We start from the raw sequence: 22336 nt of genomic DNA, 5'->3' as shown, positions 1-22336 counted from the left end.
CGTCCACATCCGCCCGGCACCGCCAGCCCGACTCCCGGCACCGCCAGCCCGACTCCCGGCGCCGGGAACCCGACCAGGTACGGCCGCCCGACCGACGCCGGCAACCGAACCAGGCCCGGCAGTTCGACCGGGTGCGTCAGCCCGAGCAGGCGCGGCCGGTCGGGACGGGTAACAGCGCTGGGCGGCACTACCGGGCTGCGGCGTACTGGCCGTTGTGCGCGGAGCGGGTGCGTGAGCGGCGGTTCTCGCTGGTGCGGCGGGGCGCGGACCCGGGCGAGGTGAGCGTGTTCCTGCACCGGGTGGCCGACGACCTGACCGCCCTGCGCGCCGAGCTGGACCGGGCCCGGGAGGAGAACGCCCGACTCAAGCGGACCCTGCGGGACTGGCAGTCCCGCTTCGCCCCTCGGGTGTGCCGGTGAACGGGGGCGAACCGGTGCCGGTAAGCGGGCGCGAAAGCGCTCCGGTGAGCGGGGGCGAACTGATACCGGCAAGTGAGCGCAGACCGCTGCCGGTGAGCGGGGCCGAAAGTGTCCCGACCAGCGGGGCCGAAGGCACCCCGGTGGGTGGGGACGGGCGTTTCGTCGTACATCTGACTGTGGTGGCGGCCGACCTGGCTGCCGCGCAGGTGCTGGCTCGGGCGGTCGGGCGGTCGTTGGGGTTCCTGCCGCAGGTGGAGGTGGGCGCGACCACGGTCTCCGTCGAGGGCGACCCGGCCGGGCAGCAGGCGGTGTTCTGTGATCGGCGGCTGCCGCACCGGCGGCGGTGCGTGCTGCGCCCCGGCCACGCCGACGACTGCGCGCCCCGGCTTCGGGCGCCGGTCTGAGCCTGTCGGGGCGCTACGGCCGCCCTTGATCGACTCCACTTTCCTGATATCGGGGTGACCAGTCGACGGGTCACCCCGATATCCAGGAAGTCGCGCCCAGCGGCGCGCCCAGCGGCGCGCCCGCGCGGGGCGCGCGGGGCGCGCGCCGACGAGCGCGCCCCGGCCGGTTCCCGGCCGGGGCGCGCTCGGGCGTCGGTCAGGCGACGGTGACGGTGACCTCGTTGATGCCGCGGGTGGCGGAGACGCTGGCGTCGCCGTTGCCGTGGCGGGAGAGGGCGCGCAGGGTCCAGTTGCCCGGGGCGGCGAAGAACCGGAACTGGCCGGCCGGCGAGGTGACCACCTCGGCGGTGAACTCGCCGGTCGAGTCGAGCAGCCGGACGTACGCGCCGGGCACGACCTCGCCGGAGGCGGCCGTGACCAGCCCGGTGATGACTGTTTCCTTCTCCAGGTCGAGACTCGCGGGCAGCGGCGCGGCCTGGTCCGGCGCGGCGCAGCCGGCAGCGGTGGGTGCGGTCATGGTGATCACGCCTTCCCCGGCTCGTCGCCGAGCGCCACCGGCACGCCGACCAGCGAGCCGTACTCGGTCCAGGATCCGTCGTAGTTCTTCACGTTCTGGTGGCCGAGCAGCTCCTGGAGCACGAACCAGGAGTGCGAGGAGCGCTCGCCGATCCGGCAGTAGGCGATGGTCTCCTTGCCGTCGTCCAGCCCGGCGTCGGCGTAGATCCTGCGCAGCTCGTCGTCGGACTTGAACGTGCCGTCCTCGTTGGCGGTCTTGGACCACGGGACGCTGATCGCGGTGGGGATGTGCCCGGCCCGCTGCGCCTGCTCCTGCGGCAGGTGGGCGGGGGCGAGCAGCCGACCGGCGTACTCGTCGGGGCTGCGCACGTCGACCAGGTTCTTGCTGCCGATGGCGGGGACGATCTCGTCGCGGAAGGCGCGGATCGAGGTGTCCGGCTCCTGCGCGACGTACTGCGTGGCCGGGCGGGTCACCGCGTCCTTCACCAGCGGGCGGGCGTCCAGCTCCCACTTCTTGCGACCGCCGTCGAGCAGCTTGACGTCGCGGTGGCCGTAGAGCTTGAAGTACCAGTACGCGTACGCGGCGAACCAGTTGTTGTTGCCGCCGTACAGGATGACGGTGTCGTCGTTGCCGATGCCCCGCTCGGACAGCAGCGCCTGGAACTGCTCCTTGTTGACGAAGTCCCGGCGGATCGGGTCCTGGAGGTCGGTCTTCCAGTCGAGCTTGATCGCGCCGGCGATGTGGCCGGTGTCGTAGGCGGCGGTGTCCTCGTCGACCTCGACGAAGACGACGCCCGGGGCGTCGAGGTTCTTCTCGGCCCACTCGGCCGAGACGAGTGCGGTGTCGCGACTCATCGGATCACTCCCTGGTGTGGATGGCGGATGAGTGACGCGCGGGGAGGATGCGAGTTTCGGTCGCATCACGCGCGGACCCAGGACGGACGGATCACGGGTTGGATGCGACGGCGCCGCTGCCGGGCGAGGAGAGGAGACCGGGGGTACGTGCACCGGGCCGGTGGCCGCTGGGCAGCCGAAGAGCAGCTCCGTCGTCAGATGACGGAACTACACAGGCAGGTGGCCACGCGGCACAGGTCGACCGCGCGCCGTTTGGTGAGGAGCGTCCCCATGACCCCGGAGCTTACCCAGCGATCCCAGATCCCGCTACCGGTCCGACCACCATCCGGGACGACTCCCCAGCTCAGCCCGTACGTGCTCCGCGCCACACCCGCGTCGCGCGCCGCCCGTCAGCCCAGGGCGTTGATGGGTACGTCGCGGGCGTCGGCGCTGACCTGGAGACCCTCGGGCAGCGGGGTGACCCCGCGCACGGTCATCTGGAACGGCAGCTCCGGCAGCGGCACGTCGATCGAGATGCCCTGCGCGTAGTTGTTGAGCAGCGCCCGGGCGGCCGGCAGGTTCGGCAGGCCCTCGGCGTCCAGGTCGCTGAAGCCGAGGCTGACCTTGCCCTGCTCGTCGACGGTGATCTCGGCGACGCCGCTGACGGTGAGCTGCTGGCCGAAGATGTCCACCGGGGCGGTGACCGCGAGTTTGCCGTCCCGCTCGGCGAGGGTGAGGCCGGGCCGGTCCAGGTAGGCGGCGAGGCTGGCGTAGCTGATCGTGCCGGTGCCGTCGACCCGGGCCGCCGTGACGTCGCCCTGGCCGGAGCGGATGGTGTCCAACGACGCGGTGACGTCGCGGGCGTCCACGTCGAGGGTGGGCAGGGTGACGGAGTTGCCGTCGACGGTGCCGGTGACGTCGCTCAGCCCGATCGTGATCCGCTCGTACCTTCCGGCGGCGACCTGGGTGAGGAACGGGAATCCGCCGATGTCGACGCTCGGCGGGGAGGCGCTGGCGTCCTGCCGGTTCAGCTCCTGGCTCACCTGGTCGGCGATGGCGCGTTCGGCCACCCCGGTGGCGATCCGGTCGGCCAGCACCAGCAGGCCGGCCAGGACCAGCAGCAGGACGAGCAGGCCGACGAGGACCTTGCGCCCGCGTCGCCGGGGCCGTTCGTCGTACGCCGCCTCGGTCACGCCGCCTCCACTCTTCTCAACGCGCCGCCGCGGCAGCGCCGTACGTGGACCGGTTCGTACCCGGTCCCCGGGGGTCCCAACCTCGCCCCCGACGGGGAGGAGGTCAGAGGAACAGTACGCATATGAGGTAGGCGACCGGCGCGGCGAGGGCGATGCCGCCGAGGGGGCCCTGCATGTGCCGGGCGATCCACAGGGTGGGCGGCTCGCCGGCCATCAGCCGACCCGCTTCGGCGTACCCGACGGCGAGGTCGGCCAGCACGGCGGTGGCCGCGGTGGCCAGCCCGATCAGCGCGCCGCTGGTCGGGGTGAAGCCGACCAGGAAGCTGCCGAGCACCCCGCCGGCCAGGGTGCCGAGCATCGCGCCGAGCACCACGCCGGCCGCGCCCCGGGGCACCTGCGGGGCGAGCCTCGGCCAGGCCAGCACGGCGTCGGTGGCCCGGGCCACGGCGAGCGCGAGCGCGGTGGCGGTGAGGGCGGTCGTGATGGTCTGGGTGCCGGCGGGGATCCGGCTGAGCGGGATGAGCGTGGCCACGCCGAGCACTCCGGCGACGACGAGCGCGGTGGTGCCGAACGAGTCGGTGAGCTGCCGCCGGTCGGCGCGGCGGACGGTCTGGGCGATGACGGCGACGACGAGCCCGGCCGCCGCCGCGTACAGCAGTCGGCTGAGCCCGGGTTGCCCGGCCCGGACGGCGACGGTGTCGACGGCGACCGCGGTGAGGGTGGCGGCGCCGGCCACCGCCAGCAGGGCCGGCGGTCGGGTGGCCATCGTCCAGGCGAGCACGAACAGGAGCTGGACGCCGAACACGACGAGGCTGAACGGCAGCCGGTGGCCGGGGCCGGAGGTCTGCGCGCCGAGCACCAGCCCGACGCCGAGCAGCAGGGCGAAGCCGGCGATGGTCAGCGCGAGCCGCTTGTTGATCTCGACCGGCTCGATCTCCTCCTCGTCCTCCTCGGGCCCGTCGTCGAACTCCTCGTCCGGGTTGTAGACGCTGGGGCCGCCGCCGCCCGGACGGAACCGGCGCGGCTTGCGCGGGCCGGCGGGCCCGTCGACACCCGGGCCGGTGCGCGGCGGCGGGAAGCCGGCCGGTTCGACCTCGTCGGACCACGGGTCCGGGGCGGCCGGGGAAGAGGCGGAGGCAAACACCACCCGATGGTGCCAGACCGGAACACCGTCCGGGTGATCGCCGTTTCCGGGACGTTAAAAGCTTGCCGATGAGTACGGGCAACCCAGACAAACAGGAAAGAGCATTGAGGTGACGGGGAAGGCATCGGTTAGGCTCAAGCCCTGACCCGCCCGCCACCGACGCCGGGACCACGAGTTCTCAGCGCCGCACCCCGTCCGGGTGCCCGCTGGTCGCGCGCGGCTGATCGCCGCCGGGACGGAGGTGATCGTGTGGAGATCCTGCTGTTGGTGACCGCGCGGGCCGGCGAACCATCCGCCGTGCTGCCGGCGCTCGACCTGTTGCCCCATTCGGTCCGCACCGCGCCACGTGACGTGCGCACCCTGGTCGCCGGCCCCAGCCCGGACGCCGTCCTGGTCGACGCCCGGTCTGAGCTCAGCGAGGCGCGGGCGACCTGCCGGATGCTGCACGCCACCGGCCTGGGCGTGCCGCTGGTCGCGGTGGTCACCGAGGCCGGGCTGATCGCGCTCAACGCCGACTGGGGGGTCGACGACGTCATCCTCGCCAGCGCCGGCCCGGCCGAGGTGGAGGCCCGGCTGCGGCTGGTGGTGGGCCGGTTGAGCAACGCGACCGCCGGCACCGGCGGCTCGATCCGGGCCGGCGAGCTGACCATCGACCCGGACACCTACGCCGCCCGCCTCAAGGGCCGCCCGCTCGACCTCACCTACAAGGAGTTCGAGCTGCTGAAGTTCCTGGCCCAGCACCCGGGCCGGGTGTTCACCCGGGACCAGCTCCTCCGCGAGGTGTGGGGGTACGACTACTTCGGCGGCACCCGGACGGTCGACGTGCACGTACGGCGGCTGCGCGCCAAGCTCGGCTCGGAGTACGAGTCGATGATCGGCACCGTCCGCCAGGTGGGTTACAAGTTCGTCGTGCCGCCGTCGCGTTCGCTGCCGGACGCCGAGCACGCCCCGCTGCCGGTCTGAGCCACTCCCCCTTCGGGGATCATTTTCGAGATATGCCCTTTTTGTTCGACTGGTCGGTCCTAACGTGACTGACGGACCAGTCGGACGAGGAGGTGGGCGACCGTGTCCGCGACGACGAGACGAACCGGTCGCAGCGGGGCAGGGCGGGTCGCGGCGTCCGGCGGTGACCGCTGATGTCCACCGCCGCGCCACCCCGGGCCCTGGTGATCGTCGTGGTGGTGCTCGCCGCGCTGCTCGGCACCGGGTACGCGGTCGGACGCAACCTGACCAGCGGCGGCGACCCGTACGCCTATCCCGTGCCCGACCCGTCCGCGCCGCTGACCGCCGAGCAGCCCTCGGCCACCGGCGTGCCGCCGGAGCAGCCGCCCCCGTCCCCGCCGGCGGGGTGGCGGCTGGACGGTCCGACCGGGGGCGGCCCGTTCGGCGCCCGGGACACCACCGGCACGGCCGACGTGGCGCTCACCTTCGACGACGGACCCGACCCGCGCTACACGCCGCAGGCGCTGACGGCGCTGCGCGCGTACGGGGTGACGGCGACCTTCTGCCTGGTCGGCGAGAACGTACAGGCATACCCCGACCTGGTCCGGGCGATCGTCGCCGAGGGACACACCCTGTGCAACCACTCGTGGAGCCACGACGTGCGCTTGGGCGCCCGCTCCCGCCACGTCATCCAGGCGGACCTGCTGCGCACCAACCAGGTGATCCGGGCCGCCGTGCCGGGCGCGCGGATCGCCTACTTCCGGCAGCCGGGGGGCGCGTGGACGTACCCGGTGGTCTCGGTGGCCAGCGAGCTCGGCATGATGCCGCTGCACTGGACGGTGGACCCGGGCGACTGGCAACTGCCGGGGGCGAGCAGCATCGTCGCCACGGTCACCGCGGGTGTCGGGCCCGGCTCGATCGTGCTGCTGCACGACGCGGGCGGCGACCGGCAGGGCACGGTGGACTCCCTCTACCGCATCCTGCCCAACCTGACCAGCCGCTTCCGGGTGACCGCCCTGCCGAGCGAGCTGTGACCCGTAGGCTGCGCCGCCGGCGTCTGGTGAGCGCCGGACCGCGTGGGCGCGGCGACCGCGCGGGGCACGCGGGTCGCCGGAAAGCCGTTACCGTGGCAGGGTGACCGGTGGCGGAGTGACGGTGGGGCGGGTTCTCCGGCAGGACCGGCTGACCCCCGGGGCGGCAGCCGACGTGCTGACGTTGGCGCGGGCCGCCGGGGACGCCGACGGGGCGGACCCGCTGGACGAGTCGGTGCTGCTGCGGCTGCGGGAGCCGACGTCCGCCGCCGCGCACCACAGCGTCCGTACGCCGGAAGGTCGGCTCGTCGGGTACGCGCGCCTCGACCTGGCCGACCCGACCGGGGCGGCCGACCTGGACCTGGTCGTGCACCCGGCCCACCGCCGGGCCGGCCTGGGCCGGGCCCTGGCCGTCGCCGCCCTGACCGGGGCGTCCCCGGAGTCCGTGGTCCGGGCCTGGGCGCACGGTGACCACCCGGCTGCCGCCGCCCTCGCCGTCGACCTCGGTTTCGGCCGGGCCCGGGTGCTGTGGCAGCTCCGTCGCCCGCTCACCGACCTGCCGGCCGTGCCGCGCCCGCCCGACGGGGTGACCCTGCGCGCCTTCCGGCCCGGCGCGGACGACGACGCCTGGCTGGCGCTCAACGCGCGGGCCTTCGCCGACCACCCCGAGCAGGGTCGCTGGCGCCTGGCCGACCTGCGGGCGCGGCTGGCCGAGCCGTGGTTCGACCCGGCCGGGTTCCTGCTCGCCGTGGAGGGGGCCACCGGTCGCCTGCTCGGCTTCCACTGGACGAAGGTCCACGAGCGGCCGGGGTCGGCCCCGATCGGCGAGGTGTACGTGCTCGGGGTGGACCCGTCGGCGCACGGCGGCGGGCTGGGCCGGACGCTGACCGCCGCCGGGTTGGCGTACCTGCGGGAGCGTCGGGGCCTGGGCCGGGTGATGCTCTACGTCGACGAGTCGAACGCGGCGGCGATGGCCCTCTACCGGCGGGCCGGCTTCGCGCAGTGGTGCGCCCACGTCAACTACCGCCGGGGCTGAGGCGGGCCAGTTTCCACTGCCCGGCCTGCTCCTCGGTGAGCCAGTAGAAGGTCCCGGCGCGCTCGTCGAGGCTGCCGGTGACGTACCGGTTCATCGGTAGTCCCAGGTCCCGGAAGGCGGCGTGGGAGCGGAGCATGCGGGTCACCCCGGCCAGCGCGCCGCCCAGCCGGTGCCGGGAGACGCCGACCTCGGCGCAGATCGCCTCCGCCGACAGCCATTCGCCGGGCCGGTCGGCGAGCAGGTCGAGGACTTTCAGCACGGTCTGGTGACTCTTCGACCGGCCGGTCGCGAACCGCCGCAGCTCCGCCGCCGACCAGGCGGCGGCCAGCTCCGGCGGGGCGTGGCGGGCGGCGGGTCGGGCCGGCGGGCGCACCGGGCCGCCCTGCCGGTCCAGCTCCGCGAGCAGCGCCGCGACGTGTCGCACGTACGCGACCGGGACGGCTATGTGGACGAGGTCCGAGCCGACGTCGTCAGTGACCACATCACCTCCTCTGGGCGTACCGGCCCACCGACGCCGGTCAGCCGAAGCGGCCGGTGATGTAGTCCTCGGTGCGCTTGTCGCCCGGGTTGGTGAACAGCTTGGCGGTCTGGTCGAACTCCACCAGCCGGCCGTGCCGCACCTGGTCGGCGTCCACCTCGGCGGTGAAGAACGCGGTGTAGTGGCTGACCCGGGCCGCCTGCTGCATGTTGTGCGTGACGATCACGATGGTGTACGACTTCGACAGCTCGTACATCAGGTCTTCGATCTTGCTGGTGGCGATCGGGTCGAGGGCCGAGCAGGGCTCGTCCATCAGGATCACGTCCGGCTTGACGGCGATCGTCCGGGCGATGCAGAGCCGCTGCTGCTGGCCGCCGGAGAGGGCCAGCCCGCTCTTGCGGAGCTTGTCCTTGACCTCGTCCCAGAGCGCCGCCCCGGTCAGCGCCTCCTCGACCTGGTCGTCGAGCTTGCCCTTGATCCCGTTGATCCGCAGCCCGTAGGCGACGTTGTCGTAGATCGACTTGGGGAACGGGTTGGGCTTCTGGAAGACCATGCCGATCCGCCGCCGGACCTGGATCGGGTCGACGTCCCTGGCGTAGATGTCCTGCCCGTGGTAGGTGACCGAGCCGGCCACCCGGGCGCCGGGGATCAGGTCGTTCATCCGGTTCAGCGAGCGCAGGATGGTCGACTTGCCGCAGCCGGACGGGCCGATCATGGCGGTGATCTGGTTCTGCCGGATCGGGATGGTGGTGTCCCGGACCGCCTCGTAGTCGCCGTAGTAGACGCTGACGTTCTTCAGGTCCATCACGGTCGCGCCGCCGGTGGGGTCCAGGCCGGCGTTGTTCCAGCCCTCGCTCGGGGCGCTGATGGCGACCGAGGGGCGGTCGGTGGTGGTCTCGTGCTGGGCCATGGTTCAGCGCTCCTTGATGGCGAAGCGGTTCGCGATGATGCGGGCGACGATCGTGAACAGGACGACGATCACGATCAGGGTGAGGGCGGCGCCCCAGGCCCGGTCCTGGGAGCCGACGAACGGCTGGCTGGCGTTGCGGAAGATCTGCGCGGGCAGCGCGGTGTTCGACCCCTCGAAGAGGCTCGGGTTGGTCGCGAAGGTGATGCCGGTGACGATGATGATCGGCGCGGTCTCACCGGCCGCCCGGGCCACCGCCAGCAGCGAGCCGCTGGTGATGCCGGAGATGGCGGCGGGCAGCACGACGGTGAGGATGGTCCGCCACTTCCGCGCGCCGAGGGCCAGACTCGCCTGGCGCAGCTCGTCGGGGACCAGCCGGAGCATCTCCTCGCTGCTGCGGATCACCACCGGGAGCATCAGGCAGGCCAGCGCGAGCGAGCCGGCGAAGCCGGAGAACTCGCCCACCCAGAGCACCCAGCCGATGTAGATGAACAGGCCCATCACGATCGACGGGACGCCGGTCATCACGTCCGCCATGATCCGGATGACCCGGGCCAGGGGCTTCTGCTTGCCGTACTCGTTGAGGTAGATCGCGCCGAAGACGCCGAGCGGGATCGCCATCAACGACGCCATACCGGTGATGATCAGGGTCCCGACGATCGCCGGCCCCATGCCGGGGCCCTCCCGGCGGTACGAGTTCGGGATGGCCTCGGTGAGGAAGTCGAGGCTCATCACCCCGGCGCCCCGGCTGAACACCGTCCAGGTGACCAGGCCGAGCGGCACCACCGCGAGCAGCACGGCCAGGTAGATGCCCCCGGTGGCCAGGTGGTTGACGATCCGGCGGCGCGCCGACAGGGCCCGGCCGGTCAGGTCGGGCCGGACCGGCGTACGGACGCCGGCCCCGGTCTCGGCGGTGACGGTCACGCCACGCCTCCCCTCATCCGGGCCTCGGCCCGGCGGACGATCGCCTGGGCGGTGAGGTTGATCAGCACGGTCATGGCGAAGAGGACGACACCGAGGCCGATCAGGGCGGCGGTGAAGGTGCCGGTGGACTCGCCGAACTGCTGCACGATCACGGCGGCCATGGTGTTGCCCGGCGCGAACAGGTTCGAGGTGATGTTGGTGGCCCCGCCGATGACCAGCGCCACCGCGATGGTCTCGCCCATCGCCCGACCCAGGCCGAGCATCACCGCGCCGACGATGCCGCCGAAGCTGTGCGGGAAGACCGCGCCCCGGATCATCTCCCAGCGGGTCGCGCCGAGCGCCAACGCGGCGTCCTTGTCGGCCTGCGGGACGGTGCCGAAGACCTCCCGGCAGATCGAGGTGATGATCGGCGTGACCATGATGGCCAGGATCAGGCCGGCGGTCATGAAGTTCCGGCCGCCACCGGACGGGCCGAAGACGCTGCCGAGCACCGGCACCCCGGCGAACAGGTCGTGCACCGACCGGTAGAACGGGTCCAGCCTGGGCGCCAGCACCAGGATGCCCCACAGACCGAAGACCACCGACGGTACGGCGGCCAGCAGGTCGATGACGGTGACCGCGCTGCCGCGCAGCCGGCGGTGCGCCAGCTCGGTGATGAACAGGGCGATCGCGATGGACACCGGCACCGCGATGACCAGCGCGATCAGCGAGGAGACGGCGGTGCCGTACATGAACGGCAGCGCGCCGAAGACGGCGTCACCGGCGGCCGGGTTCGGATCCCAGGTGCGCTCGGTGACGTACCGGAAGCCCATCTCGGCGAACGCCGGCCAGGCTTCCCGGACGGTGGTGATCAGGATGAGCGCGAGGATGGCGAGGACGAGCAGGCCGGCGCCGAGCGTCCACCACGAGAAGGCGCGATCGGCGAGCAGGCCGCCCCGCTGTGGCGCGAGGGTCGGCCGGGTTTCGGGTTTGTTCTCTGTGATGGTCACCTTCACTCCAGTGGCTCGGCTACCCCGGCGGGGACGGGCCGGTCACCCGTCCCGTCCCCGACCGCGGGTCGTGCCTGGTGCGGTCCGGCTCAGCCCTGGATCTTGTCGAGCTGGGCGAGGGCCTTGTCCTTGAGCGAGGCGGGCAGCGGCGCGAAGTCCACGTCCTTGGCCAGCTCCTGGCCGTCGGTGAGGACGTACTTCACGAAGCCCTTGACCAGCTCGGCCTTCTTCGGGTCGTCGTACTTGGTCTTGACCAGGAGGTAGGTCGGCGCGGTGATCGGGTAGGCGGCGGCCCCGGCGGCGTTGAGCGGGTTGTAGCTCAGGTCCTCCTTGATCTCCGCGCCCTCCAGGCCGGCGGTGGTGCCCTCCAGCGACGGCTCGACGAACTGGCCGTCCTTGTTCTTGATCGCGGCGAACTTGAGCTGGGTGGCCTTGGCGTCGCTCAGGTCCACGTAGCCGATCGCGCCGTTGGACTGCTTGACGATCTGGGCCACGCCGCTGTTCTTCTCGCCGCCCTGGGTGGACGCCGGCCAGGCCACGGTGTCACCGCTGCCGAGCTTCCAGGTGCCGTTGGCGGCGCTGTCGAGGTACTTGGTGAAGTTGTTGGTGGTGCCCGAGCCGTCCGAGCGGTGCGCCACGACGATCGCGGTGCCCGGCAGGGTCACGCCCGGGTTGTCGGCGGCGATGGCCGGGTCGTTCCAGGTCTTGATGTCGGTCTGGAAGATCTTCGCCAGCGTCTCCGGGCTGAGCTGGAGCTTGTCCACGCCCTGGAGGTTGTAGCTGACGGTGATCGGGGCCGCGACGGTCGGCACGTAGAGGAAGGAGTCGGCGGCCACGCCGTCGCTCTCCTTGACCAGGCTGTCGCTGCCGGCGAAGTCGACCAGACCCTGGCCGAACTGCTTCTTGCCGGTGCCCGAGCCGGTCGCGTTGTAGTTCACCGTGAGGTCCGGAGCGACGTCCTGCAAGGAGGTGATGACCTCCTGGTAGTAGGCGTCCGGGAAGCTGGCGCCCGAGGCCTTCAGCTCACCGGAAAGGCTCGCGAACTCGGAGCCGGCGCTGTCGCCGGCAGCCGGGGTGTCGCCGTCGTTGTCGCTGGAGCCACAGCCGGTGAGAGCGAGCGCGGCGAGCGCGACGCCGGCAAGAACGCGCCGCGAGAGCACATTGCGGTTCACCTCAGAATTGCCTCTCTGTCGGGGTGCGTCTGGCCTTTGACGGCCTGACCGGTGCCGACGCTAGGGGCGGCAGGTAGCCGGCTCCCCGGAGCTTGGTTAACCGAGGGTGAACAGGTTGCCAGGAACATGTGGCCGAGAAGCGAGGCGGACCTTTCCGAGATGTGAATGGATCGAGGCATCCCGATCCCACTCGGAGCGGGGAGGAGGGGGTCAGAGGACGCCGCGCGCCATGTCACCACCCACCAGGTACGCGACCCGGCGGGCGACGTTCACCGCGTGGTCGGCGAACCGCTCGTAGTACCGCCCGAGCATCGCCACGTCGATCGCCGCCTGCACGCCGTGCGGCCAGGCGTCGGTCAGCGCGCCGAAGAGTCGCTCGTACTGCGCGTCCAGCTCGTCGTCGTCCAGGCCGAGCTGGAGCGCGTCGATCCGGTCCCGGGTGGCCAGACACAGCGCCGACTTGTCGGCGATCCGCGCGGTGGTCTCCGCCATCGCGCCGACCAACGGGCGGACCGGCGGCGGCACGACCTGCTCCGGATGCCGGGCCAACACCAGTTTGGCGATGTGCGCGGCGAGCACGTCCATCCGGTGCAGATCGGTGTTCATCCGCAGCCCGGCCAGCACCAACCGCAGGTCGGAGGCGACCGGCTGCTGCCGGACCAGGGTCACCGGCACCAGCTCGTCGATCTCGCGGTGGGCCGTCCGCCGCTGCGCCACCTCGGCCAGCACCGCCCGCGCCGCCGCCGCGTCCACGTCGAGCAGGGCGACGCTGACCCGCCGGATGGTGCCCGCCGCGTCCCGGCTCGCCGCCGCCAGCAGACCGGACAGCCGGTCGAGCTGTTCAAGGTGGTAGGTGTTGTCCATCGTCCCCGCCCCACTAGCCCCGACCTTCCCCCCACCTTCCCCCGCCACCCCCCAAAACACCACCCCACCCCCCTCAGCGCGGCAGCCGCCGGGCGCAGGGGCCGTCGTGGCCGGGGCGGAGCAGGCAGCGGCGACCGTTGGGCAGCCGCCGGGGGCAGAACGCGGCATGCCGTACCGCCGGATCCTCGACAGCGGCGACGGTGGCGTCGTCGCACTCGACCAGGTGGTGGAAGCCCAACGAACGGGCGACGACCCGGGCGACCCGGGCGGCAACGTCGAGGTCGGCGGCGGTCACCGGAAGCTGCACGAGGTAACGGTGGTCGGGCGGCGGTCCCGCGTCCCGGCTCATCAGGCCACCCCGAGCTGACCGGCGAGTCGCGTGACGCCGGGCGTCGCGGGCCCGCCGCGCACGATAGCGGTGAGCAGGGTACGGGCCACCGGTCGGCTCCGCGTCTCGGCGGGCGCGACGCGGTCGGCGTCGGTCAGGGCGCGACCGGCGGCGGCATGGTCTCCGAGCAGCAGGTACGCCCGCGCGGCGTCGACCAGGTGGGCGGCCCGGCGCTCGGCGGGCAGCCGTCGCCACCGCTCCCCGTCGACGACGGCACGGTGCCGGGCGACCGCCTCACCGGCGTCGCCCAGGTCGACGGCCGCCGCGACCCGGGCCAGCTCGACGGCGGTGGGCCCGAAGCCGGTCCACTGGTGGTCGTGGCCGTCGCCGACCTGCCCGGCCAGCCCGGCGGCCCGGTCGAGCAGCTCCCGTACGCCGCGCGGGTAGTTGCCGACCGCGGCGGCCAGCGCGCCCTCCAGCAGCAGCGTGCCGAGCACGGACAGCGCGTCGGGCGGGCCCTGCCCCGGGATCGTGGCCCGGATCCGGTGGGCGGCGGTGACGGTGGCGGCCATCGCGGGGCGACTCTGGCCGAGAGCGCGTAACGCCTGGCCCACCGGGATCGCCGCGACGGCGACGAGCAGCGGGTCGCCGCTGGTGGCGGCCACCGTCATGGCCCGGTCGGCGGCCAGCCAGGCCAGCTCGGCGACGCCGAGTTTCACCAGCGCCGAAGCGGTGATCCGGTACGCCTGCACGAGCGGGTCGGCCGCCCCGACCGACCGGACGGCGTGGGCCCGTCGCGTGTCGCCGAGCAGGTCCGGCAGCATCCGCAGCAGTTGTGGATAGTTCGCGTGCTGGTAGGTCAGCCAGGCGTGCCCGACCCGTCGGCCCAGCTCGGCGACCGGCGGGGCGGGCGCACGACCGGGTCCGGCCGGGCCGAGGTCGTACCGGGCGAGAGCCGCCCGCACCGCGTCGACGCCGTCCGCGCCGGCGGACCCGGCGGCGTTGGTCGGGGGTGGCGGCGCTGGGCGGCCCAGCAGCGCCGCCGGGTCGACGCTCAGCACCCCGGCAAGCTCCTCGATGACCGAGAACCGGTCGAGGGCACGCACCCCCCGCTCGACCTTGTCGACCCAGCTCTTGGACTTGCCGAGCCGGTCGGCGAGCATCTGTTGGGTCATCCGCCGCCGTACCCGCCACTGGGCGACCCGCCGGCCGATCGGCAGCTCACCGACGCTCACCGGCTCCACCGCCCGGCTCACCGGCGCAGGGCGTAGCCGTCGCGGGTACGGGCCTGCTCCGACTGCCAGCGCCGCAGCGCTTCCTTGATCCGTACGGTCTCGCGGGTGGCCCGGTCGGCGGCGGCGTGGGCGTCGGCCAGTTCGAGGGCGACCCGGTCCAGGAAGCGCCGCACGTCGTCCGGGTCCAGACCACGCCGACCGAGCCGGGTGAGCCGGAACCGGCGGTCGCGGATCTGCGCCGGCAACAGCGGGAGACAGTACCGGGACCGGTACGGGGCCGCGTCGACCTGCCGGTGCCGGGCGGAACGGTGACCGTCGACCAGCCACCCGAGAAGTCGTCTCATCCGAGAACCTTCCTTTCGACACTCCGCTTCACCAGTCGTCCTCGTCGGAGGTCGGCCAGATCTGTCGCTCCGCTATCGCACGTGCCTGCTCGTCCTCAGCCGCCAACTGCTCATCCCACGACCGCTGTTCGGCCGCCGACCGAGAGCTCCCCTGAGGGTCCCCATCGCCCGTGCGTTCACGCTCGCGCCCAGACCCGCCAACACTCATAGCAGCAGGATGACTACCCTCAGATAGGCAACTCCACTATGGGGGTTGACTAGCGAGCGACTGAGATGGTCCTGAAGTGGCTCGCCAACTACTGCGCGTGATGGGTGCTGCGGAAATCGCCGAATACCTCGGCGTGTCCCGGCAGTGGACAGAGATCCTCACCAGACGCCGGGACTTCCCCGAGCCGTCCGCGATCCTCAAGGCGGGCCGGATCTGGCGCACCGAGGACGTCGAGGAGTGGGCAGCCAAGCACCGCCCCCAACCCGAACCCGACGAATCCGCCTGAAACTCCCCACGCGCCCCGCCAAGATCCCTGCTACTTCTGGCAAGTGGTGGCCTCTTCGGCTGCTGAGACCACCACTTGTCGGATGTAGTGAGATCCTGCTGCTCGGAGAGACGCGCGGGCCCCCCACCTCTGACTGAGAAGTGGAGGGCCCGGTGCTGATCAGTTCAGACTGTGCGTAGTTCTCGCACGTGCTGACCGTGCGGCGCGAAGCGTGGCCAATCCGCCGTAGCGCAGCCGGCTGCATGCAGAGCCGTGCGTAGGTCCATCAAGAAGCTCGCACCTGCGGTGTTGAAGTCCGTAGCCTCGACGGTGGTTTCGAACTCGGCGTACCGCTCGGTCAACCTCGCGGCCAGATCGACGCCCTCTCGGCCGATTGCGGCCAACTGGTTCAGCACCTCGTCCAGGAACGCCTCGAACTGCTCGTCGGCGCCCTCCGGGTCAGCGGAGAAGATCATCTCAGCAGCGAGACTAGTCGTGATCTTCACTTTTTCCCCCAACAAGTCACGAGGCACAACTATCGAATGGCTGGGCCGTTGCGGCAGCGCCCGGATCAATCTCGGCAGGAATCGGGACGGGCGTCAGGCGAGGGTGAAGTAGGGGGTGTCGGTGTCCAGGGCGGCCAGGCGGGGGGTGATCGGGGTGGCGGCGTCCCGGGCGGCGGCGAGTCGGGTCACGTCGGGCAGGTCACCGGCCGCCGCGATCTGCTCCAGCGTCATCAGCGTCGGCGGCAGCATGGCCAGCTCACCGGCCGCCGCGCGGCGCAGCGCCTCCGCCGGGCGTACCCACATGGTGTGGTCGGCCTCGCCGGACACGTCCCGGGTCCGCTGCCCCTGCGGCAACAGGGCCACGAAGAAGTACGTGTCGAAGCGGCGCGGCTCGAACTCCGGCGTGATCCACCGGCTCCACGGCAACAGCAGGTCCGACCGGAGCGTCAGCCCCCGGCCGGTCAGGAACTCGGCGAAGTGGGTGCGCCGCTTCTCCAGGTCGACCCGGGCGGCTTCCCAGTCGTCCCCGCTGACGTCCCCGACCACGGTGGCCGGGGCCGGACGGTCGCCGTCGGGCTCGACGGCCGGGCCGGCGAGGAGGACGCCGGCCTCCTCGAAGACCTCGCGGGCGGCGGCGCACACCACCGCGCGGGCCGCCTCGGGCGCGACGCCCAGCCGTCGGCCCCACTCCGTTGGCTGCGGGCCGGCCCAGCCCGGGTGCGCGTGCGCGTCGGACGGGTCCACGCCGCCGCCGGGGAACGCGTACACCCCGCCGAAGGCCATGGCGGCGACCCGGCGGATCACGTACACCTCGAAGCCTGCGTCGGACGGGCGCAGCAGCAGCACGGTGGCCGCGACCCGGGGCGTCGCCGGCACGCCGCCCTCGGCCCGGAACCGGCGGGCGTGCTCGACCAGGGCGGCCGGGGCGGGAAAGCCGCCGCTGTCGATCGTCATGCAGGCGAGCCTAGCCGGGGCGCCGCCTCGTTGACCGACTTCGTTTCCTTGAAGTGGGGTGGTCCTCGGGAGACGATGGCGCGTTCTCCTGGATGTGGAGTCGATGATGAGCGGGGCGGGTGACGTGCGGGAACGTGATCTGCGCTAGCGTCCGGCGCATGACACGTTGGGGCATCCTGGCCACCGGAAACATCGCCGCCCGCTTCGCCGAGGACCTCCGGCTGACGCCGGACGCCGAGCTGGTCGCGGTCGGCTCGCGTACGGCCGAGGCCGCCGAGTCGTTCGCCGCCACGCACGGCGCGCAGCGGGCGTACGGCTCCTGGGCGGAGCTGGCCGCCGATCCCGACCTGGACGTGGTGTACGTCGCCACCCCGCACTCGGCCCACTACGAGGCCACCATGACCTGCCTGGAGGCCGGGCGGGCGGCGTTGGTGGAGAAGCCGTTCACGCTGGACCTGGCGAGCAGCGCCGAGCTGGTCGAGACGGCCCGCGCCCGTGGCGTCTTCCTGATGGAGGCCATGTGGATGCGGTGCAACCCGTTGATCCTGCGGCTGCTGGAGCTGATCGGCGAGGGCGCGATCGGCACGGTGACCGGCGTGCAGGCCGACTTCGGGCTGGGCGGCTCCTTCCCGCCGGAGAGTCGGATCCGGGCCCGCGCCCTGGGTGGCGGGGCCCTGCTCGACCTCGGCGTCTATCCGGTGAGCCTGGCGCATCTGCTGCTCGGCGTGCCCGACCACCTGCACGCCTGGGCCAGGATCAGCCCGGAGGGGGTGGACGAGAACACCGGCATCCTGCTCGGCTACGACTCCGGGGCGGTCGCCACGTTGAGCTGCGGCATCGTCGGGGCGAGCCCGGTGGTGGCCGCGATCACCGGCACCACCGGGCGGATCGAGTTGCCGTCGCCGTTCTTCCGGCCCGGCTCGGCGACCCTGCGCCGCGACGACGCCGAGCCCGAGACGATCACCACGGAGCTGGTCGGCAACGGCTACCAGCACGAGGCGGCCGAGGTGCAGCGCTGCCTGGCCGAGGGGCTGGTGGAGAGCCCGCTCGTCCCGCACGCCGCCACCCTGGAGGTGATGGCCCTGCTGGACGCCGTCCGCGAGCGCATCGGCGTCAGCTACCGCTGAGGCCGCCGACCCCCGTCGGCCTACCGGCGGCGGTTCAGTTCCAGGGCATGCTGGGGAACCAGCCGTAGCCGAACATGGCCGGCAGCCGCACGTCCCAGTAGACGACGGTGAACACGCCGAGCGCCACCAGCAGGGCGCCGGTGACCACGGCGGTGCGGGCCGGGCTGCCGGCCAGCCAGCGCAGGAATCCGCCCCGGGTGCCGACGATCAGCAGCGCGAAGAGCGCGGTGACGATGACGACGTTGCCGAGCGACTGGAGGATGAAGGCGCCCGCCCCGTACAGCGGGTTGCCCTCGTCCACCGCCCAGTGGAACAGCTTGTTGAACAGCGGGTACGGCCGACCGATCAGGAATCCGCCGATCAGCGCGCCGAGGGTCACCACCCGGGCCACCGGGCGGCCGGCGAAGACGTCCGGCAGCACGCCGAGCGCGGCCAGGCCGAGCCAGATCAACGCCAGGCCGATGAGGCCGAAGACCACCGAGGACTGGACCAGGCGTACCGGCAGGTCGCCGATCCGGTCGGTGGAGAGCTGCGGCAGGCGCTCGCCGAGCAGCACGCCGACGAAGCCGTACGCGCCGGAGACCACCACCATGCCCAGGGTGAGCCAACCGACCGGCCGCAGCAGCGACCGGAGCGCGCCCTGGGTCGCCTCGGTGGCGCCGGCCTGGCTCATCGGGCCGATCGAGGCGGCCATGGCGATGTTGCAGGCGGTGAACGTGCCGGCGAGCCCGGAGACGAACGCGAACAACAGGCCGGCGCCGGCCCCGGCGAGGGCGGTCTCCTTGGCGTCGTGGCCGAGCAGCGCGTTCGCCACGTTGTCGCCGATCACCGAGTCGACGAAGTGGTACGACCAGACCACGGCCAGCAGGACGCCGGCCAGCGCGCTGAGGGCGATCACCCGGCCGACCCGGGGTGGCCGCCCGGTGACGGGCGGGGCGGGGACGACCTCGACCCTGGGCAACGTACTCATCATCGGCACCTACCTGTCCGGCGACGGGGCAGGTCGGGGACGGCGGCGGCCCCGACCGGGACAGGGTCAGTGTGCCGATCTCCACCGGGCCGAAGTTCTTCGATGTTGCTCTATGTCTTCAGGGGTGCGGAAGATGTCGGGAAAGAGCGCCGCGGGCGCCGGGAAGGAGAGCCTCCCGGCGCCCGCGGGGTCAGGAGAAGATCGGGCGGACGAGGAGGTACATCAGGGCGCCGATGGTGCCGGCGGCGGGGAAGGTGAGGATCCACGCGCCGATGATGTTGCCGGCCACGCCCCACCGGACGGCGGAGAGCCGCTTGGTGGCGCCCACGCCCATGATGGCCGAGGTGATGGTGTGCGTGGTGGAGATGGGCGCGCCGAGCACCAGGGCGTTGAAGTAGAGCACGCCGCTGGCGACGGTCTCGGCGGCGAAGCCCTCCGGCGGCTTCAGGTCGATGATCTTCCGGCCCAGGGTGCGGATGATCCGCCAGCCACCGGCGTAGGTGCCGGCGGCGAGCACGGCCGCCGACGTCCAGAACGCCCACTCCGGAATGAAGCCCGGGTCGTCCTGGTACCCGCCGACGTAGAGGGCGAGCACCACGATGCCGATGGTCTTGGCGGCGTCCTGCATGCCGTGGCCGACGCTCATCGCGGCGGCCGAGGCGGTCTGCGCCCAGCGGAAGCCCCGGTTGAGCTTGCCCGGGTGCCCCTTCCGGAAGATCCACTGCACGGCGATCATCACGATGTAGCCGAGGACGAAGCCGACCATCGGGGAGAGCACCATCGGGATGACGACGTCCCGGCCGATGCCGGTCCACAGCACGGTGCCCGAGGCGGCCAGCGTCGAGCCGACCAGGCCGCCGATCAGGGCGTGCGAGGACGACGACGGCAGCCCGAAGTACCAGGTGATCAGGTTCCAGACGATCGCGCCGATCACCCCGGCGAAGACGATGCCGAGGCTCGCCGTGCCGGTGGGGAGGCTGACCAGGCCGCTGCCGACGGTCTTGGCGACCTCGGCGCCGAAGTGCGCGCCGATGAAGTTGCCCACCGCGGCCATGGCGAGGGCGACCCGGGGGGTGAGGGCGCGGGTGGAGATGCTTGTCGCGATCGCGTTCGCGGCGTCGTGGAACCCGTTGGTGTAGTCGAACGCCAGGGCTACCGCGATCACCGCCAGCACGGCGATGAGTTCGGGACTCACAGGTTCAGGACTCCTTGACCGCGATGGTCTCGACGGTGTTCGCCACGTGCTCGAAGGCGTCGCAGGCGGCCTCCAGCTCGTCGGCGACCTCCTTCATCTTCAGCACGGTCAGCGCGTCGTACTCGCCGGAGAAGAGCCGGACCAGCAGCATCCGGTACGCCTGGTCGCCGTCGTTCTCCAGCCGGTTGCACTCGATCCAGTAGTCCTCGAGATCCTTCATCGACTTCAGCCGGGGCATCGCCTCGGCGGTCAGTTTCGCCTGGGCGTCCAGGACGTTGACCAGCTCGTGCATCTCCCGGGGCAGCGACGGAAGCTTGGTCAGGCCGTACAGGTAGAGCAGGTTGCCGACCGCCTCCAGGTGGTCCATCACATCGTCCAGCAGCGACCCGAGGCGGTAGATGTCCTCCCGGTCGAAGGGGGTGATGAAGGTGGAGTTGATCTTCTTGTACAGCTCGTGGGTGATCTGGTCGCTGTCGTGCTCCACCTCGGTCAGCCGCTCGCTGACGGACTGGACGTCGACACCGGGCAGCGCCAGCTCGTTGAGCAGCTCCGTACCCTTCACCAGGTTCTGCGCGGCCCTGGTGAAGAGCTCGTAGAAGGCCCCCTCGGAGGGGCGGAAGGAAAACTTCACGGCACGGACCTCGTCGTATCGAAGGAAGGGTGGCGGACGCCCGGGTAGGGGCACTGCCCTGCGCATGCTAGGGAAGGGGTGACGACCGGAAAATGTCGGCCTACCCCCGGTCGGCCGACATTCACCTTTCGTTCACCCGCCGTTCATTCAAACCGGTCATCCCGCCAGCAGTCGCCGCCGCTCCCGGTCCAGGTCGACCCCGGCCGGCGGATACCCCAGGTCGAGCGTGGCGAACGTCTCACGCAACAGGTGCGCCACCGCCCAGTCCCGGTACCACTTGCGGTCCGCCGGCACCACGTACCAGGGCGCGGCGTCGGCGTCGCAGCGGGCCAGCGCCTCGGCGTACGCCGCCTGGTAGTCGTCCCAGCGGGCCCGGGCGGCGACGTCGGCCGGGTCGTACTTCCAGTGCTTGCGCGGATCGGTCAGCCGCTCCAGCAGCCGGTCCCGCTGCTCGGCGCGGGAGATGTGCAGCAGCACCTTGACCAGGGTCACGCCCTCCCCGACCAGCTCCCGCTCGAAGGCGTTGATCTCGTCGTACCGGGCCTGCAGGGTCGCCTCCGGGACCAGCGACTCGACCCGGGCGATCAGCACGTCCTCGTAGTGCGAGCGGTTGAAGACGCCCACCTGCCCGGGGGCCGGCAGCGCCCGCCGGACCCGCCACAGGAAGTGGTGGGCCAGCTCCTCGTCGGTGGGCGGCCCGAAAGCGGTGATCCGTAGCCCCAGCGGGTTCATCGCGCCGGCCACCCGCTTGATCGTGCCGTCCTTGCCGCCGCAGTCCATCGCCTGGAGCACCAGCAGCACCCGCCGGCCGTCCGTCGGGTCGACCTTCGCCGAGGCGAAGAGCATCTCCTGCTGGCGGGCCAGCTCCGCGCCGACCAGCCGGACCTGGGAACGGCACCAGGATTTGCGGTCCAGGCCGGTCACGGACGGGTCGGGCAGGCCGGGGGTGGAGCGCGGGTCGACGGCCGCGAGGTCGGCCTGCCGCGCGCCGCCCGGCGTCACCCGCAGCCGTCGCCGGATCCCGCCGGCCGGAGAGAAGATGTCGGGCTCGTCCGATGCGCTGTTCACTCTGCGATCATCACCCAGTCGGTCGCGCGCCGCCCGTCGGGCGGTTCGACCCGCCGGGTACGGCGTTCGGCTCAGAGCACCAGGGCCAACCACTTGCGGTACGAGGTGGCGAACGGCTCGGTGCCGTCACCGAGCGCCCCCAGCAGCCAGCGGGCGGCGGCCTCCGCCTCGGTGACCAGGTCGTCCGGGTAGCCGAAATCGACCCGGTGCTCGGCGAACTCGTCCTCGTCGCGCAACTCGACCAGACCGGTGGCGCGGCGACGCACCACGTCCAGGTCGAGGTCGACCAGGTGGACGGTGTCGTCGCCCTCCCAGCGGGCCGGGCTGGCGATGTCGCAGTACACCTCGCTGGTCCGGGGCGGCGGGTTGAACATGCCGGTCCACCAGGCGTGGTGCGGCACCAGCAGGACGAACGGGATCTGCTCCACGCTGGGCCGACCGTGGTAGATCGACGCGGTGCCGGCGGGCACCCCGAGCCAGACCCCGAGGTCGTCCTCGGCGAGGCGGCGGGCCGGGTAGTCGCGGTGCGCTCTGCCGTCGTACTTGCGGTAGACCACCCGGACCACGTCGCTCGGCATGGTTCGCAGCCTATCCCGTACCCCCCACCGGACGCCCCAGGGCACGAACCGATCGGGACTGACCGATTCCGGAC

27 protein-coding genes are annotated in these 22336 nt (G+C 72.2%); 7 read left to right on the top strand and 20 right to left on the bottom strand.

Annotated elements, in window-relative coordinates:
* The first annotated feature begins 131 nt into the window (after nt 1–131).
* Nucleotides 132–419 (top strand): DivIVA domain-containing protein, encoded by a 288-nt coding sequence (locus O7606_RS27675; protein ID WP_348651175.1) that lies wholly within the window; start codon nt 132–134, stop codon nt 417–419.
* A 140-nt stretch (nt 420–559) separates the two neighbouring features.
* Nucleotides 560–823, top strand: coding sequence for a hypothetical protein (locus O7606_RS22790; protein ID WP_281599819.1), 264 nt, complete (start codon nt 560–562; stop codon nt 821–823).
* A 196-nt stretch (nt 824–1019) separates the two neighbouring features.
* On the opposite strand, the gene O7606_RS22785 is transcribed toward O7606_RS22790, so the two are convergent.
* From O7606_RS22785 to O7606_RS22770, 4 genes are all read right to left on the bottom strand, one after another.
* Nucleotides 1020–1340: a DUF1416 domain-containing protein gene (locus O7606_RS22785; RefSeq protein WP_281596059.1), complete on the bottom strand. Its 321-nt coding sequence runs from the start codon at nt 1338–1340 to the stop codon at nt 1020–1022.
* 5 nt (nt 1341–1345) lie between these two features.
* Nucleotides 1346–2194 (bottom strand): sulfurtransferase, encoded by an 849-nt coding sequence (locus O7606_RS22780; RefSeq protein WP_281596058.1) that lies wholly within the window; start codon nt 2192–2194, stop codon nt 1346–1348.
* 389 nt (nt 2195–2583) lie between these two features.
* Nucleotides 2584–3366 carry a DUF2993 domain-containing protein gene (locus tag O7606_RS22775; protein WP_281596057.1) on the bottom strand — a complete coding sequence of 261 codons (783 nt, stop codon included), beginning with the start codon at nt 3364–3366 and terminating at the stop codon, nt 2584–2586.
* A gap of 103 nt (nt 3367–3469) precedes the next feature.
* Nucleotides 3470–4510 carry a hypothetical protein gene (locus tag O7606_RS22770; protein ID WP_281596056.1) on the bottom strand — a complete coding sequence of 347 codons (1041 nt, stop codon included), beginning with the start codon at nt 4508–4510 and terminating at the stop codon, nt 3470–3472.
* 249 nt (nt 4511–4759) lie between these two features.
* Between O7606_RS22770 and O7606_RS22765 the strand changes: the two genes are divergently transcribed.
* The 3 genes from O7606_RS22765 to mshD all read left to right on the top strand — a co-directional run bounded on the left by O7606_RS22765 (nt 4760) and on the right by mshD (nt 7519).
* Nucleotides 4760–5473, top strand: coding sequence for a response regulator transcription factor (locus tag O7606_RS22765; RefSeq protein WP_281596055.1), 714 nt, complete (start codon nt 4760–4762; stop codon nt 5471–5473).
* Between the two features lie 173 nt (nt 5474–5646).
* Nucleotides 5647–6486, top strand: a complete 840-nt coding sequence (locus O7606_RS22760) for a polysaccharide deacetylase family protein (protein WP_281596054.1) — start codon at nt 5647–5649, stop codon at nt 6484–6486.
* Between the two features lie 100 nt (nt 6487–6586).
* Nucleotides 6587–7519: a mycothiol synthase gene (gene mshD / locus O7606_RS22755; RefSeq protein WP_281596053.1), complete on the top strand. Its 933-nt coding sequence runs from the start codon at nt 6587–6589 to the stop codon at nt 7517–7519.
* Here mshD and O7606_RS22750 read toward each other — a convergent pair.
* The 9 genes from O7606_RS22750 to O7606_RS22710 all read right to left on the bottom strand — a co-directional run bounded on the left by O7606_RS22750 (nt 7500) and on the right by O7606_RS22710 (nt 14760).
* A complete protein-coding gene (locus tag O7606_RS22750) occupies nt 7500–8000 on the bottom strand; it encodes a hypothetical protein (RefSeq protein WP_281596052.1) in 501 nt (166 codons plus the stop codon). The two genes, mshD and O7606_RS22750, sit on opposite strands and share 20 nt — an antisense overlap.
* 37 nt (nt 8001–8037) lie before the next feature.
* Nucleotides 8038–8802: a phosphate ABC transporter ATP-binding protein PstB gene (gene pstB, locus O7606_RS22745; protein ID WP_281599818.1), complete on the bottom strand. Its 765-nt coding sequence runs from the start codon at nt 8800–8802 to the stop codon at nt 8038–8040.
* Nucleotides 8803–8910: 108 nt separating this feature from the next.
* A complete protein-coding gene (gene pstA / locus O7606_RS22740; protein WP_281596051.1) occupies nt 8911–9828 on the bottom strand; it encodes a phosphate ABC transporter permease PstA in 918 nt (305 codons plus the stop codon).
* Nucleotides 9825–10817 carry a phosphate ABC transporter permease subunit PstC gene (gene pstC, locus O7606_RS22735; RefSeq protein WP_281596050.1) on the bottom strand — a complete coding sequence of 331 codons (993 nt, stop codon included), beginning with the start codon at nt 10815–10817 and terminating at the stop codon, nt 9825–9827. Before pstC ends, pstA begins: the two co-directional genes overlap by 4 nt.
* A gap of 89 nt (nt 10818–10906) precedes the next feature.
* Complete coding sequence (gene pstS / locus O7606_RS22730) at nt 10907–11989, bottom strand: phosphate ABC transporter substrate-binding protein PstS (RefSeq protein WP_281596049.1); 1083 nt, start codon at nt 11987–11989, stop codon at nt 10907–10909.
* 210 nt (nt 11990–12199) lie between these two features.
* On the bottom strand, nt 12200–12853 hold the full coding sequence (locus O7606_RS22725; protein WP_281596048.1) for a PhoU domain-containing protein: 654 nt from the start codon (nt 12851–12853) through the stop codon (nt 12200–12202).
* A 73-nt stretch (nt 12854–12926) separates the two neighbouring features.
* On the bottom strand, nt 12927–13202 hold the full coding sequence (locus tag O7606_RS22720) for a hypothetical protein (RefSeq protein ID WP_281596047.1): 276 nt from the start codon (nt 13200–13202) through the stop codon (nt 12927–12929).
* The gene (locus O7606_RS22715; protein ID WP_281596046.1) at nt 13202–14437 is read right to left on the bottom strand and encodes a helix-turn-helix domain-containing protein; all 1236 of its coding nucleotides are present in this window, start codon (nt 14435–14437) and stop codon (nt 13202–13204) included. The genes O7606_RS22720 and O7606_RS22715 overlap by 1 nt, the downstream gene beginning before the upstream one ends.
* On the bottom strand, nt 14434–14760 hold the full coding sequence (locus O7606_RS22710; RefSeq protein ID WP_281596045.1) for a DivIVA domain-containing protein: 327 nt from the start codon (nt 14758–14760) through the stop codon (nt 14434–14436). Before O7606_RS22710 ends, O7606_RS22715 begins: the two co-directional genes overlap by 4 nt.
* Nucleotides 14761–15068: 308 nt before the next feature.
* On the opposite strand from O7606_RS22710, the gene O7606_RS22705 reads away from it, so the two are divergent.
* Nucleotides 15069–15254 (top strand): helix-turn-helix domain-containing protein, encoded by a 186-nt coding sequence (locus O7606_RS22705; protein WP_281596044.1) that lies wholly within the window; start codon nt 15069–15071, stop codon nt 15252–15254.
* A 164-nt stretch (nt 15255–15418) separates the two neighbouring features.
* On the opposite strand, the gene O7606_RS22700 is transcribed toward O7606_RS22705, so the two are convergent.
* Together O7606_RS22700 and O7606_RS22695 are read right to left on the bottom strand one after the other, a co-directional pair.
* On the bottom strand, nt 15419–15709 hold the full coding sequence (locus tag O7606_RS22700; protein ID WP_281596043.1) for a hypothetical protein: 291 nt from the start codon (nt 15707–15709) through the stop codon (nt 15419–15421).
* Between the two features lie 123 nt (nt 15710–15832).
* Complete coding sequence (locus tag O7606_RS22695) at nt 15833–16693, bottom strand: NUDIX hydrolase (protein ID WP_281596041.1); 861 nt, start codon at nt 16691–16693, stop codon at nt 15833–15835.
* Between the two features lie 158 nt (nt 16694–16851).
* On the opposite strand from O7606_RS22695, the gene O7606_RS22690 reads away from it, so the two are divergent.
* On the top strand, nt 16852–17820 hold the full coding sequence (locus tag O7606_RS22690; protein ID WP_281596040.1) for a Gfo/Idh/MocA family oxidoreductase: 969 nt from the start codon (nt 16852–16854) through the stop codon (nt 17818–17820).
* Between the two features lie 34 nt (nt 17821–17854).
* Here O7606_RS22690 and O7606_RS22685 read toward each other — a convergent pair whose 3' ends face one another.
* The 5 genes from O7606_RS22685 to O7606_RS22665 all read right to left on the bottom strand — a co-directional run bounded on the left by O7606_RS22685 (nt 17855) and on the right by O7606_RS22665 (nt 22262).
* Nucleotides 17855–18790 carry a hypothetical protein gene (locus O7606_RS22685; RefSeq protein WP_281596039.1) on the bottom strand — a complete coding sequence of 312 codons (936 nt, stop codon included), beginning with the start codon at nt 18788–18790 and terminating at the stop codon, nt 17855–17857.
* 190 nt (nt 18791–18980) lie between these two features.
* Entirely contained in the window at nt 18981–19985 is a 1005-nt protein-coding gene (locus O7606_RS22680; protein WP_281596038.1) for an inorganic phosphate transporter, read from the bottom strand.
* Between the two features lie 4 nt (nt 19986–19989).
* Nucleotides 19990–20616 carry a DUF47 family protein gene (locus tag O7606_RS22675; protein ID WP_281596037.1) on the bottom strand — a complete coding sequence of 209 codons (627 nt, stop codon included), beginning with the start codon at nt 20614–20616 and terminating at the stop codon, nt 19990–19992.
* A 156-nt stretch (nt 20617–20772) separates the two neighbouring features.
* Nucleotides 20773–21624 carry a PPK2 family polyphosphate kinase gene (locus O7606_RS22670; RefSeq protein ID WP_281599817.1) on the bottom strand — a complete coding sequence of 284 codons (852 nt, stop codon included), beginning with the start codon at nt 21622–21624 and terminating at the stop codon, nt 20773–20775.
* A gap of 131 nt (nt 21625–21755) precedes the next feature.
* Nucleotides 21756–22262, bottom strand: coding sequence for a DUF402 domain-containing protein (locus tag O7606_RS22665; RefSeq protein ID WP_281596036.1), 507 nt, complete (start codon nt 22260–22262; stop codon nt 21756–21758).
* Nucleotides 22263–22336 lie beyond the last annotated feature (74 nt).

The sequence above is a fragment of the Micromonospora sp. WMMD882 genome (assembly GCF_027497255.1).
Taxonomy (GTDB): Bacteria; Actinomycetota; Actinomycetes; order Mycobacteriales; family Micromonosporaceae; genus Micromonospora.
This window is presented reverse-complemented; position numbering and strand designations above follow the sequence as displayed.

Bases quoted from the DNA above. Each gene is read 5' to 3' on its own strand.
- O7606_RS22700 (WP_281596043.1), bottom strand. From the start codon at position 15,709: ATGATCTTCTCCGCTGACCCGGAGGGCGCCGACGAGCAGTTCGAGGCG.
- O7606_RS22665 (WP_281596036.1), bottom strand. From the start codon at position 22,262: ATGCCGAGCGACGTGGTCCGGGTGGTCTACCGCAAGTACGACGGCAGA.
- O7606_RS22710 (WP_281596045.1), bottom strand. From the start codon at position 14,760: ATGAGACGACTTCTCGGGTGGCTGGTCGACGGTCACCGTTCCGCCCGG.
- O7606_RS22720 (WP_281596047.1), bottom strand. From the start codon at position 13,202: ATGAGCCGGGACGCGGGACCGCCGCCCGACCACCGTTACCTCGTGCAG.
- O7606_RS22785 (WP_281596059.1), bottom strand. From the start codon at position 1,340: ATGACCGCACCCACCGCTGCCGGCTGCGCCGCGCCGGACCAGGCCGCG.
- pstB (WP_281599818.1), bottom strand. From the start codon at position 8,802: ATGGACCTGAAGAACGTCAGCGTCTACTACGGCGACTACGAGGCGGTC.
- O7606_RS22780 (WP_281596058.1), bottom strand. From the start codon at position 2,194: ATGAGTCGCGACACCGCACTCGTCTCGGCCGAGTGGGCCGAGAAGAAC.
- O7606_RS22690 (WP_281596040.1), top strand. From the start codon at position 16,852: ATGACACGTTGGGGCATCCTGGCCACCGGAAACATCGCCGCCCGCTTC.
- O7606_RS22685 (WP_281596039.1), bottom strand. From the start codon at position 18,790: ATGAGTACGTTGCCCAGGGTCGAGGTCGTCCCCGCCCCGCCCGTCACC.
- O7606_RS22705 (WP_281596044.1), top strand. From the start codon at position 15,069: ATGGGTGCTGCGGAAATCGCCGAATACCTCGGCGTGTCCCGGCAGTGG.
- O7606_RS22695 (WP_281596041.1), bottom strand. From the start codon at position 16,693: ATGACGATCGACAGCGGCGGCTTTCCCGCCCCGGCCGCCCTGGTCGAG.
- O7606_RS22760 (WP_281596054.1), top strand. From the start codon at position 5,647: ATGTCCACCGCCGCGCCACCCCGGGCCCTGGTGATCGTCGTGGTGGTG.
- O7606_RS22725 (WP_281596048.1), bottom strand. From the start codon at position 12,853: ATGGACAACACCTACCACCTTGAACAGCTCGACCGGCTGTCCGGTCTG.